This is a genomic window from Roseateles sp. GW821-FHT02E12 (assembly GCF_059421665.1).
The window spans coordinates 90,700-103,357 of record NZ_JBWKVK010000005.1 but is presented as its reverse complement, the minus strand read 5'-3'; the positions used below and the strand labels follow the sequence as shown (position 1 = coordinate 103,357).

Annotated in this window: 10 protein-coding genes; 8 read left to right on the top strand and 2 right to left on the bottom strand. The window is 68.1% G+C overall.

Going from position 1 to position 12,658, the window contains the following annotated elements; translation table 11 throughout:
* Positions 1–17: 17 nt before the first annotated feature.
* Together AC07V5_RS27860 and AC07V5_RS27855 are read right to left on the bottom strand one after the other, a co-directional pair.
* On the bottom strand, positions 18–425 hold the full coding sequence (locus AC07V5_RS27860) for a DUF4280 domain-containing protein (RefSeq protein WP_495118867.1): 408 nt from the start codon (positions 423–425) through the stop codon (positions 18–20).
* Positions 426–596: 171 nt separating this feature from the next.
* Positions 597–1,103: an OmpA family protein gene (locus AC07V5_RS27855; RefSeq protein ID WP_495118866.1), complete on the bottom strand. Its 507-nt coding sequence runs from the start codon at positions 1,101–1,103 to the stop codon at positions 597–599.
* A gap of 243 nt (positions 1,104–1,346) precedes the next feature.
* Here AC07V5_RS27855 and tssK point away from each other — a divergent pair, with 243 nt between their 5' ends.
* From tssK to AC07V5_RS27815, 8 genes are all read left to right on the top strand, one after another.
* On the top strand, positions 1,347–2,684 hold the full coding sequence (gene tssK, locus AC07V5_RS27850) for a type VI secretion system baseplate subunit TssK (protein WP_495118865.1): 1,338 nt from the start codon (positions 1,347–1,349) through the stop codon (positions 2,682–2,684).
* 37 nt (positions 2,685–2,721) lie between these two features.
* A complete protein-coding gene (locus tag AC07V5_RS27845; protein ID WP_495118864.1) occupies positions 2,722–4,065 on the top strand; it encodes a DotU family type VI secretion system protein in 1,344 nt (447 codons plus the stop codon).
* A 2-nt stretch (positions 4,066–4,067) separates the two neighbouring features.
* The gene (tssM, locus tag AC07V5_RS27840) at positions 4,068–7,613 is read left to right on the top strand and encodes a type VI secretion system membrane subunit TssM (RefSeq protein ID WP_495118863.1); all 3,546 of its coding nucleotides are present in this window, start codon (positions 4,068–4,070) and stop codon (positions 7,611–7,613) included.
* A complete protein-coding gene (gene tagF / locus AC07V5_RS27835) occupies positions 7,610–8,224 on the top strand; it encodes a type VI secretion system-associated protein TagF (protein WP_495118862.1) in 615 nt (204 codons plus the stop codon). The genes tssM and tagF overlap by 4 nt, the downstream gene beginning before the upstream one ends.
* Before the next feature lie 9 nt (positions 8,225–8,233).
* Positions 8,234–9,985: a type VI secretion system contractile sheath domain-containing protein gene (locus AC07V5_RS27830; protein ID WP_495118861.1), complete on the top strand. Its 1,752-nt coding sequence runs from the start codon at positions 8,234–8,236 to the stop codon at positions 9,983–9,985.
* Between the two features lie 37 nt (positions 9,986–10,022).
* Positions 10,023–10,979 (top strand): hypothetical protein, encoded by a 957-nt coding sequence (locus AC07V5_RS27825; protein ID WP_495118860.1) that lies wholly within the window; start codon positions 10,023–10,025, stop codon positions 10,977–10,979.
* Positions 10,980–11,098: 119 nt separating this feature from the next.
* Complete coding sequence (locus AC07V5_RS27820; RefSeq protein WP_495118859.1) at positions 11,099–11,701, top strand: hypothetical protein; 603 nt, start codon at positions 11,099–11,101, stop codon at positions 11,699–11,701.
* Positions 11,702–11,934: 233 nt separating this feature from the next.
* On the top strand, positions 11,935–12,621 hold the full coding sequence (locus AC07V5_RS27815; protein WP_495118858.1) for a hypothetical protein: 687 nt from the start codon (positions 11,935–11,937) through the stop codon (positions 12,619–12,621).
* Positions 12,622–12,658: the final 37 nt, after the last annotated feature.

Genomic DNA, 12,658 nt, shown 5'->3' with positions numbered 1-12,658 from the left:
GGGCCACCAGCCTTTTGCTAGGGCACCATCTCGGTCACCTGCCCCGGCACGGTGATGCTGACGACGCCGGCATAGGCGCACATCAGCTTGGAGGTGTTGTTCAGCACGGGCATGTTGCCCAGCATGACCGTCGGCGCACCCGGCACCCAGGGCGCGGGAAAGACCGGCATGCAGGGCATGGGCGTCAGCGTGAACACGCCCTGGGCGGCGGCTGTGGCGGCGGCCGTGGCAGACGCGACAGCCGGGTTGGCCATGCTCTTGCACGGGCCAAACGGCTGGATGTTCACCATGGGCTTGTTGTCCATGATGTTGGCCGCGAACTGGTTGCTGGTCTTCATCTTGTTCAGCGGCAGCACTTCCAGCGCGCTGGGCTTGGAGCCGAAGGTGCACAGCAGTTGCGCACCCTTGCAGACATGTTGAGGCATGACCTTCTCCTTGGTCGCGAAAACCTGAGCATTCCGGGCCGAGCGCCGGGCCGCCCCAAGCCGGCCCGCGCGGGCGATGTGCTTGCGGCTCGATGCCGCAAGCATCGCCGTCCCCTCGGGGGACCGACCGGGCTCGCCGCGTTCAGCAGGCGAGACCGGGCGAGGGGCTCCCTACTTCCTGCCGATTTCCACCCGACGGTTCTCGTCGGCCTTGGGCTTGGCGGGGTTCTTCGGCTCGCTGGCGCCCACGCCCTCGATCACCAGCAGCGCCGGGTCGGTGCCCTTGCTGACCAGGTAGTTGCGCACCGACTCGGCCCGCTTGATGGACAGGGCCTGGTTGGCTTGCGGCGTGCCGGAGGCGTCGGCGTGGCCGATGACGCGCACCTTGCGGTCGCTGTTCTTCTTGGTCTTGAGCACGTCGGCGAAGACGTCGAGCTGCTTCTTGAGCACCGGGGGCAGCTCGGCCGAGCCGACCTTGAAGGCCGTGGCCGGCAGCGAGTACTTCAAGGCCGGCTTGAAGCCCATGCACTTGAAGCCCGAAGCTTCCAGTTCCTTGCACTTGTCGTCGGGGAACAGGCCCTCGGCGATGGACTCGGCCGTGGGCACGGTCTTGCCCAGGTCCACGGCCTCGGCAGCCGAAGCGGCGGGCGGCGGGATTTCGGGCGTCTGTGCTGCCACCCAGGAACTCAGGGTGAGACCGCACAATGAAAGAACCAGGAGGGGGGCAAACTTCTTCATGACGGGCACTCGTGTCGGCGGTGGGAATGAACCGCTGACTGAGTGACCGCCAGCCGCGAATGGTTCCCGACGGAGCGGGGAACCAAGCCGGCGCCGCAGTCACTCACTGCCTGATCGCAGGCCGCCGAGGCTGTCCCATGCCCCCTGTCCGTCCACCATGCTCCTCCTGAGGCTATCCCATCCATGACCTGGCGTGATCGAGTGATCTGGACGGAGGGCATGTTCCTCCAGCCGCAGCACTTCCAGCAGCACGACCGCCACTGGGAGCACCAGTGGCGCCAACGGCTGCAGCAAGCCGTCGCCTATGCCTGGGGCTTCGCGGCCCTGAGCCTGGACGAAGCCTCCCTGCCCCTGGGCAAGGTCGGCCTGGCCGCCGCCCAGGGCCTGTTGCCCGACGGCACGGCCTTCTCCGCGCCCGGCGGCGACGCCGCACCCGCGGCCCTGGACATTCCTGCCGACGCCCGCAACGAGATCGTCGTGCTGGCCGTCACGCTGCAGCGCCCCGGTGTCGTCGAGACCGATGCCGAGCAAGCTGCCGGCGCCATGGGCCCGCGCTTTCAGGCTGCGGAGGTCAATGTCGGCGACAGCAACTCCCAGCTCGACCGCGACGCCGCCCTGCAGATCGGCCGGCTGAACCTGCGCCTGATGCTGCAGCGTGATGCCGGCGAGGGCTATGCCACGCTGGGCGTGGCCCGCGTCGTGGAGCGCCGCGCCGACAACCGCGTCGTGCTGGACCCCAGCTTCGTGCCACCGCTGCTGCACGCGCCCGCCCACCCGGTGCTGGACGGCTATGTGCGCGAGCTCTGCGGCCTGCTCAACCAGCGCGGCGAGGCCCTGGCCGCCCGCCTGGCTGCACCCGGCCGCGGCGGCGTGGGTGAGATTTCCGACTTCCTGCTGCTGGAAGCCGTCAACCGCAACCAGGCCCTGTTCAACCACCTGCGCTCGGTGTCGCTGCTGCACCCGGAGCGGCTGTACAGCGACTGCCTGGCACTGGCCGGCGACCTCGCCACCTTCCGCGACAGCCGCCGCCCCGCGAACTACGCCGACTACGTCCACGACGACCTCGCCGCCACCTTCCGGCCCGTCATCGACGACCTGCGCCAGTCGCTGTCCATGGTGATGGAGCAGACGGCCATCCCCATCGAGCTGCAAGACCGCGCCTACGGTGTGCGCGTGGCCCTCATCCCCGACGTGACCCTGCAGCGCAGCGCCACCTTCGTGCTCGCCGTGTCGGCACAGCTGCCCGGCGACGCGCTGCGCGCCCGCTTCCCCACCCAGGTCAAGATCGGCCCGGTCGAGCGCATCCGTGACCTCGTCAACCTGCAGCTGCCCGGCGTCACGCTGCGCCCGCTGCCGGTGGCGCCGCGCCAGATCCCGTACCACGCGGGCCACAACTACTTCGAGCTGGAGACCCGCGGCAACGAGCTGTGGAAGCAGCTCGAAAGCTCGGGCGGCCTGGCCATGCACATCGCCGGTGAGTTCCCGGGGCTCGAACTCGAGTTCTGGGCAATTCGTGCTTGAAAAGCGCCTGACGACCTCTTTCTGATCGGTCCGCCCCATGAGCGATCCCAACAACGACGACCCCTTTGCCGCCTTCGGGCAGGACCGCACCGTCATCAAGCCCAGCGCAGGCCGGCCGATGACGGGCATCCAGCAGCCGGCCAAGCCTGCCGGGCCCACAGGCCAGGCGCCTGCGGGCATGCCCGCCGCCCCTGCCGGCAGGGAGGCGCCGATGGCGCTGGAAGCGCTGACGACCGCCAGCCTCAACCCGCTGGTGGCCGCCGCCATGCCGCTGCTGTCGGCCGCGCCGCGCGTGCGCCACAGTGCCCAGCACCCCAACCCCGCAGGGCTGAAGGAGGCGCTGTCCGAAGGCGTCAAGGCCTTCGAGGCCAAGGCGCGTGCCGAGGGCCTGCCCAACGAGCAGGTCATCGCCGGCCGCTACATCCTGTGCACGCTGCTCGACGAATCCGCCGCCAGCACGCCCTGGGGCGGCTCGGGCGCCTGGGCGGCGCAGAGCCTGCTGGTGCAGTTCCACAACGAGTCCTGGGGCGGTGAGAAGGTCTTTGCACTGATGGCCAAGCTGGCAGAGAACGTGCCGGCCAACCGCAACCTGCTGGAGCTGCTCTACGTCTGCCTGGCCTTCGGCTTCGAGGGCCGCTACCGAGTCATCGACAACGGCCGCGCCCAGCTCGACGGCGTGCGTGCCCGCCTGGCGCAGATGCTGCGCCAGGGCAGCAACCCCGACCCGGCGCTGTCGCCGCGCTGGCAGGGTGCCGAGCCGGGCGAAGCCGGCCTGCGCCAGCGACTGCCGCTGTGGGCCATCGCCGCCGCCACGGCGCTGCTGCTGCTCGTCGCCTACATGGCGCTGCGCTTCAGCATCAACGGCGCGTCGGACGAGGCCTTCACGTCGCTGCGCAGCTTCGACGTGAAGACCGCCGCCGTCGCCGCACCCACGCCGCCGCCCGCCGCACCGCGCCTGGCCGGGCTGCTGGACCTGGACATCAAGGCCGGCCTGATCCAGGTGAACGACCTGGCGGACCGCTCCGTCGTCGTCATCAAGGGCGACGGCCTGTTCGGCCCCGGCAGCGCCGAGGTGTCGAGCGAGCTGCGGCCGCTGGTGCTGCGCATCGGCGAGGCCCTGCAGCGCATGAAGGGCCAAGTGCAGATCACCGGCCATACCGACAACCAGCCCATCCGCTCGCTGCGTTTCCCGTCCAACTGGCATCTGTCCCAGGCCCGCGCCGAAGCCTTCCGCAACCTGCTGGCCGAGCGTGTCGAGGTCGGTCGACTTCGTGCTGAAGGCCGTGCCGACGCTGAAGCCGTGGCAGACAACGCCACCCCTGCCGGTCGCTCCAAGAACCGCCGAGTCGAAGTCACGCTGATGGTTCAGGACGGCCGCTGATCATGAAGAAACTCCTGTCCATCCTGTTCCACCCGATCACCCTCGGGGTGTTCGTGCTGCTCGTCATCTCGGCCCTCGTCTGGTGGGTCGGCCCGCTGATCGCCTTCGGCGAGCACCGGCCGCTGGACACCAGCTTCGCGCGCTGGATCGCGCTGGCCGTCGTCTGGCTGCTGGGCGGCCTGCGCCTCGTCTGGGCGCAGATGCGCCGGCGCCGCATCAACGCCGCCCTCGTCAAGGGCATGGGCTCCGGGCCGTCGGCTTCCGCCAAGGAAGAGGTGGTGCTGCAGGAGCGTTTCTCGCAAGCCATCGGCCTGCTGAAGAAGGCGCCGGGCTCCAAGAAGGGCCTGTTCAGTGGCGGCACGTCGCTGTACGAGCTGCCCTGGTACATCTTTGTCGGCGCCCCGGGCTCGGGCAAGACGACGGCGCTGCTGAATGCTGGCCTGAACTTCCCGCTGACCGAGAAGCTCGGCCAGGCCAGCGTGCGCGGCGTGGGCGGCACGCGCAACTGCGAATGGTGGTTCAGCGACGAGGCCGTGCTGATTGACACCGCCGGCCGCTACGCCACGCAGGACTCCGACAAGGACACCGACGCTGCGGCCTGGGACACCTTCCTGGGCTTGCTGCGCAAGGCGCGCCCGCGCCGCCCCATCAACGGCGTGCTGTTGACCATCAGCGTGCAGGACCTGCTGGCCCTGCCGCCCGACCAGCGCAAGGAGCAGGCCTCGCGCATGCGCGGCCGCATGCAGGAGCTGCAGCAGCGCCTGGGCGTGCGCGTGCCGGTCTATGTGCTGGTCACCAAGTGCGACCTGCTGGCCGGCTTCAACGAGACCTTCGGCCCCATGGGCAAGGAGGAGCGCGACCAGGTCTTCGGCTTCACCTTCCCGCTGGCTGCCCAGCCGGGCGAGGAGCTGATGGCCAACTTCGGCGGCGAGTTCGCGTCGCTGGAGAAGCGCCTGCGCGAGCGCCTCATCGAGCGCATGGAGGCTGAGAGCGACACGCTCAAGCGCGCCACCATCTTCGCCTTCCCGCAGCAGTTCGGCGGGCTCAAGGGCCTGCTCGGCGGCTACCTGGAAACCGTGTTCGGCGGCGGTGGTGCGCTGGACGAAGCCCCGCGCCTGCGCGGCGTCTACTTCACCAGCGGCACGCAAGAAGGCACGCCCATCGACCGCGTGCTCGGTGCACTGGCCCGCACCTTCGGCGTCGAGCGCCGCCTCACGCCGCCGGCAGCGGCCAAGGGCCGCAGCTATTTCCTGAACCACCTGCTGCGCAAGGTCGTCTTCGTCGAACAAGGCCTCGTCGGGCAGAACGCGCAGGTCGAACGGCGCAGCGCGCGCCTGCGACTGGCCGGCCTGGCGGTGCTCGGCATCGTCACGCTGACGCTTCTCGTCGGCTGGGGCTTCAGCTACTTCGGCAACCAGCGCTACATCGCCGACATCGAAGCCAAGCTGCCGGGGCTGAAGGACACCATCACCGCCCTGCCGCCCACCAGCGGCAGCGACCCCTCGGCCCTGCCCGAGGCGCTGGCCGCCATCCGCGATGCCGCCCAGCCTCCGGGCTTCGCGCTGAACGCGCCGCCGCTGTCCCTGGGCTTCGGCCTCTTCCAGGGCGACAAGCTCGACGCCGGTGCCCAGGTCTCCTACCACCGCCTGCTGCAACGTGCGTTGGCACCACGCGTGGCGGCCCGGCTGGAGGAACGGCTGCGCACCGCCAACCGCGACAACCTCGAGTTCGCCTACGAGTCGCTGAAGGCCTACCTGATGCTCTACACGCCCGAGCATCTGGACGCCCCCGGCCTGCAGGCCTGGGTGGGGCTGGACTGGGACGCCAACCTCGAAGGCAGCCTCGGCGCCGAGAAGGTGGCGCTGCTCAAGAACCACCTCGACGCCCTGCTGTCGCGCGGCGCGTTTGAAGTGGCCCAGCCGATGGACAAGACGCTGGTGTCCAGCGTGCGCGAGATGCTGGGTGCCTACCCGCTGGAGTACCGCATCTTCAGCCGCCTGCGCCGCGCGCAGATCGACGGCGACCTGCCCCCCTTCACGGTGGCGGCTGCCGCCGGCCCGCAGAGCCCCAACGTCTTCGTGCGCGCCACCGGCCTGCCGCTGACCCAGGGCATCCCGGGCATGTTCACCAAGGATGGCTACAAGAAGGCCTTCCAGACCTCGGTAGACAAGACCGCCAAGCAGCTGGCCGACGAGGAAGCCTGGGTGCTGGGCACCAACGCCGCCACCGCCAAGCGCCAGGCGGCCGACAAGACGCTGGTGGAGCGCGTGCGCCGCCTCTACCTGGAGGAGTACGTCAAGGTCTGGGACGCGTATCTGGCTGACGTGCGCCTCGTGAAGCTCAACGGCCTGGACCGCGGCATTGCCGTGTCGCGCCTGGTGTCGGCGGTGGACTCGCCGCTGGCCGCCTTCCTGCGCGCCGCGTCTAAGGAGACGACGCTGATCGATCCGGTCAGCAACGACAACAGCATCGACAAGGAGCTGACCAAGCGCAAGGACGATGCCATCTTCGCCAAGGGCGGCGAGCTGGCCCGCCTGGCCGGCAACCAGGCCAAGGCGCCGACGTCCATCTCGCGTGACGGCCCGCTGGAGAAGATCGTCGACGACCACTTCGCCGCGCTGCGCCGCTTGGTGACCGGCACGCCGCCGCCGCTGGACGACGTGATGAAGATGTTCAACGAGGTCTATGTGCAGCTCAGCGCCGTGCAGGAAGCCTTGAAGAGCAAGTCGCCGCCGCCCGCGGGTGGCGGAGGCGGCAAGCTCAAAGCCGCTGCGGGCCAGCAGCCCGAGCCGCTGCGCGGCGCGCTGGAGGCGCTGGCCGAGGCATCGGACAACCAGAGCCGCCTCGTCGAGCGCCAGAGCCTGACCGGCGAGCTGCAGCCCGTCAGCGAGTTCTGCGCCCGCGCCATCGCCGGCCGCTATCCGGTCGCTCAAGGCTCCAAGGTCGACGTGCTGCCCGAGGACTTCGGCCAGTTCTTTGCCCCCGGCGGCATGATGGACGACTTCTTCACGCGCAAGCTCAGCCCCCTGGTGGACGTGGGCACCAACCCCTGGAGCTTCCGGCCCACGGGTGACGGCACCAAGCCGGTGTCGCCGGCGGCCCTGGCCGACTTCCAGCGCGCCACCCGCGTGCGGGAGGTCTTCTTCCGCGGCGGCGGCAAGTCGCCGGCCTTCCGCGTCGACGTGCGCGTGCTGGAGCTCAACGATGGCCTGAAGGAACTGACGTTGGACATCGACGGCCAGGTCAGCAAGTTCACCGCCGGCAGCAACCAGGCCGTCAGCCTGCAATGGCCGGGCGCGCGGCTGAGTTCGCAGATCAAGCTCAGCGGCCAGCCGGGCGGCACGCCGGTCACCTTCGACGGCCCTTGGGCGCTGTTCCGCCTCTTCGACCGCTTCGAGGTGCAAGGCTCGCCACAGCAGCCGGAGCGCTTCATCGTCGTCATCAACCTCGACGGCCACCGCGCCCGCCTGGAAGTGACGGCCAGCAGCGTCTTCAACCCCTTCCGGCTGCGCGAGCTGCAGCAGTTCCGTTGCCCGGGGGCGCTGTGAATGCGATTGCTGGCTGGTATGGCAAGTTGCCTGCGCTGGGTGATTTCGCCTCGCGGCGCCTTACGCCGGAATGGATCGCGCAATGGGATGGCTGGCTCGCCGCCGGCCTGCATCAGCTGCGCGTGGCCGCGCCCGACACCTGGCTGAACGACTACCTCGCCAGCCCCGCCTGGCGCTTTGCGCTGCTGCCAGGCGCCCTGCCCGATGAGTCCGGTGACAGCATGCGCGTCGGCGTGATGATCCCTTCGGTGGACCGCGTCGGCCGCTACTTCCCCCTCGTCGTCGTCAGCGAGCCGCTGCCTCGGCCCGTCGACGGCGCCCAGGTGGCCGCGCTGTGGCATTGGGCCGGCCAGCTGGAGGACATTGCCGTCCAGGCCCTGCAGGACGACTGGACGGCGGAAGCCCTGGACGCGGCGCTGGCCAACGCGCCGCTGCCCGCCAGCCCAGCCGCGATTGGCGCAGCGCCCGCCGCACTGGCGGCCCTGCTCAGCAAGGCCGCCTGGGACGGCCTGCAGGGCTGCTCCCTGTGGCTGCATGACGGCAGCAGCCCCAGCGTGCAGCCCGCCCTGCCCAGCGGCGCGGCCTTCGCGACCCTCTTCAGACCGAACTAGAGACTTGCCATGCCCCACAGCGACTGGACCCCGAACTACGGCGACCTCGACACCACGCCCCCGAGTTGGGCGGCCAAGCGCCCGGTGCGCGTGGCACTGCTGGGCGACTTCGGTGCCGGCGCCGCTGCCGGCCGCCTGGACAGCAGCGATGACCTGGCCCGCCGCAAGCCGCGCTCGGTCGAGTTCGATTCGCTCGAAGACTGGTTGGGCCAGCAGGACATCACGCTGAGCCTGCCCATCGGTGCCCACGGTGCCCCGGTCGAGATCGCGCTCAGCGACCTGGAGTCATTCCACCCGGACACGCTGTTCCGCGAGCTGGAGCTGTTCAAGAAGCTCAACGATCTGCGCAAGCGCCTCAACAACGCGGCCAGCTTCGAGAAGGCCGCAGCGGAGGTCGCCAAGCTCAGCGGCACGAAGAGGAAGGCCTCGCGCGCCGGGCGCGGCGTGCGCGCCCGCGGTGCCGCGCCCGCCGCCGGCGCCAGGCTGGATGACTTCGCCCGCCTGACGGGCCGCGCCAGTGCTCCCACCAGCGGTGGTGGCATCGACGCGCTGCTGCGCGACGTCATCGGCCCCTTCGTCGTGCCCTCGGCCAAGCCCGAGAAGGTGGCGCTGCTGAACACGCTGGACGGAGCAATAGCCGACGGCATGCGTGCCGTGCTGCACCAGTCCGACTTCCAGACCACCGAATCGCTGTGGCGCGGCGTGGACTTCCTGCTGCGCCGGCTCGAGACCGGGCCGATGCTGCAGGTGCATCTCATCGACATCAGCGCCGAGGAATTCGCCGCCGACCTCAGCGCCAGCGACGACCTCAGCGAAAGCGGCCTGCACCGCCTGCTGGTGGACCAGCCCGCCCAGGCCAAGGATGGCGGCTACACCTATATCGCCGGCCTCTACCAGTTCGAAGCCACGCCGCCGCACACCGAGCTGCTGGGCCGCATGGCCAAGATCGCCAACGCGGCCGGCGCGACCTTCTTCACCTCTGTGGCGGTGGACGACCTGACCAACCCCAAGAAGCCGCCCCACCCGCTGGTGGCCGAGGCCTTCAACGCGCTGAAGGCGCTGCCGGAAGCCAAGCGCCTCGTGCTGCTCGGCCCGCGCTTCCTGCTGCGCCACCCCTATGGCAAGCGCAGCGACCCGATCTCGTCCTTCGCCTTCGAGGAGTTCACGATGGCCGACGGCCTCGGCGGCCTGCTGTGGGGCCACCCGGCCCTGTTGGCGCTGACGGCGCTGGCCGGCCAGGGCGGCACGCCGACGGTGGGCGACCTACCCTTTCACCACTACGTCGACAGCGATGGCGACAGCACCGCCCTGCCCTGCACGGAACGCTTCATGTCCACCACCGCCGTGTCCGCGCTGAGCCAATGGGGCGTGGGCGTGCTCGTCGCTCACAAGGGCGAACCCAGCGTGCGCCTGTCGGGCCTCGCCGGTATCGCCGCGACGGGCGCCGCTTCCAAGGCCGGCGCGCGCGCGGGTATCGAAATGAGCGTCAAGTCCAAGCTGGCCGATGCAGAGGAGCGCAGCCCGCATCGCAGCGCCGCGCGCAGCGAAGACGGCGACAGCGACGATCCGCTGGCCAATCTGGGTGGGTCGGGCGACGACAGCAGCAGCAGCAGCGACCCCGAGCTCGACGCCCTGCTGGCTGGCCTGAGTGGCGGCAGCGACGAACCTTCGAGCACGGACGATGTCTCAACCGACGCCGCCTCGTCATCTGATGATGAGATGGACGCTGACCTTGCGGAGTTGCTGAAAGCACTCGGCTGAACGCCACCATCGCCAGACCCAGTAAACGGAGACCAAGATGGCATTGACCAAGTTCGCGAAGGAATGGGGCGACGTCTACAACAAGGCGGAGACGATGTTCCACCGCGACATCACCGCCACCAGGAAGACGGACAAGAAGATGGCCGACTTCCTCGTCGAGGAGCTGGAACCCATCCGCAGGCCGCTGGCTCTGCTGGCCGCGCTGGTGGCTGTCGACAAGATCGACATGGCCAAGGGCAGCGCCAAGGAACTGGCTGCTCTGCCGGGCCAGATCAAGCTCTTCAAGCCCGCACTGGCCAAGCTGGATGCCGAGGCCAAGAAGCTCGACAAGGTCCTGGTCGCGGCCCAGAAGCTGCAGCCCACGATGAAGGACAAGAACGGCTTGCTGACGCCCACCCCCATCAAGGGCTGGCTGCCCGACAGCTATCGCCAGCTGAAGATGCTGGAGACCGAGCTCGGGGCCCTCGTGGCACGCGCGGGGGTGGTGCTGGCCGGTGCGGTCAACGATGCCGAGGTCACCAAGATCAACGCCGCCAAGGACAAGGCCGACAGCAAGATCAAGGGCGACGACGAGGCAGCGCGCAAGGCCAATGAGGAAGAGGCCAATATGAAGAAGCTGGTGCTGCAGTTCGGCGTCAACTTCAAGAGCAGCATGGCCAAGGGCGCCGCGGTCATCCAGCGCATCAAGGCGTCGCCCGACGCCGCGACGTACAACAAGGAGATGGACCGCGGTGGCCGCGACATCTCGCAGAACCTGGTCAACATCGTCAAGCTCAAGGCCAACCCCAAGATGAAGGGCAGCAGCCTGGCCAAGAAGCTGCCCGATCCTGGCCGCCTGGCCACCGACATCACGCCGTTCGCCAACGGCAACAAGCGCACCGTCGACGGCGCGGCCACGACCGAGCAGGTCAAGGTGCTGCTGGCGGAGTTCACCAAGGTCTTCAAACAGATCGCCGAGACCTATGCCGATGTGATCAGCGGCAAGCTGGGCTGACCGGCGTCCCGCGCGCTCGCCGGGCCATCATTGCATTTCACCGTTCCCCGCTGTTCCCTGCCCACGCTGATCGAACTGGCGCGCATTGTTCTTAGACCATCCCAACCGAGGAGAGATCCATGCCACTCAAAACCGTCGATCAATACGCCGATGAAGTCGTCAAGATGGGCTTCGCAGGCATCAAGAAGGACAACGAGCTCTTCAACGCGGTCAGCAAGGGGCTGGCGTCCGGGCTCTGCAAGGATCAGTTCAACTACCTGAACGACAAGAAGCGCGACGCCGAGCATCTGTACCTGAAGTACATCAAGCCCAACGACGTCAACGTCTCCAAGAAGCTCCAGGAGGCCGCGGCCGAAAGCTGCACGGGGCCCAAGGCCGACAAGACCAAGGCGGCCAAGGCCATCAAGGACATCGATGCCGAGGTCAACAAGCTGTTCGATCAGAACCTGAAGCAGAACATCATCAAGCACGCCTCCTTCAAGGTCTGGGTCGACATGCAGAACACGCCTGAGGCCAAGAAGATGGCGGCGAAGAACGCCCAGGTCGCCGGCAAGAAGCTCGGCATCACCAACACGGTCCTGCTGGCCAAGGGCATGGAAGCCATGATCCTCGGCGACAAGGCGACCGCGCAGACGGCGTTCAACAAGCTGGTCGCCGAGGAAAAGCTCAAGTTCAAGGCCGAGATGATCATGAAGTCCCTGGAGGCATCCGGCTTGGCCTGATGCCCGATGTGCCGGTCACGGCACTGGACAGTCCTGCGGTGCCCCTGTGGCGCCGTTGTGTTTTCTGGGGACGGGGACGGCTTGCCGGCCTGGGTGGTGTTAGCGAGCCCCCCGCATCGGGGGCGGCGATGTCGCATCGGACGTCGTCGCAGCGTCTGATGAGGTGAAGGATATGAATCTCGGCCGACCGCACGGCCTTCTTTTCAAACTGCGGAATCCAAGGAGAACTGCACATGGACAAGAAGATCAAAGTCATCCTCACGCAGCGCTGGTGGGACGCCAACCGCGCGAAGACGCTGACTGACAAGGGCAACCTGGGTAAGGCACTCAAGGCCTTTGAGCCAGCGTTCGACATTGCCGTGGAGGACAAAGGCGGCATCGACCAGAAGGCAAAACAGTTCGTCGCCGCGGAGCAGGCCTGCGCAGCGCTGCACATCGCCGCTGCGGCCACGGCGAAAGCCTGCGTCACTGGCGTGCACGGCGACACGCAATGGGTCCTCAAAAACTCGTTCGTGCTCGCCGTTGACGAAAAAGAAAGGGCAGTCAAGGCGAAGCGCGATAGCTTCAACGCTATGGTCAATGGGCTGAAAGTCGATGCCATCGTCAAGAATGCGGAGTTGCGCAAGCTGCTGGCGAAGCACTGCGCGAAAGAACACTCGACGGAAAACCTTGAATTCCTGTTGATCGCCGGAGTGGCGGGGAAACGCGACCCAGCAACGTTCAAAGCCTTCGTCAAGGGCGGCGCTCCAAAGGAGGTGAACCTGCCCGCAGCCACGGCGGCGGGGCTAAAAGCGGCTGACGGAAATGGAACGCTGGAACGCAGCCCGTTTTGGGACACTGCCGTCAAGGACATCGAGAAACTGATGGCGGCGGATACCCTCAAGCGCTTCAAAGAGGCCGTCTTGACAGGCAAGCTCTAGCAGACCGCCTGAGCGGCCGCCACCGTGACTGGCGAAT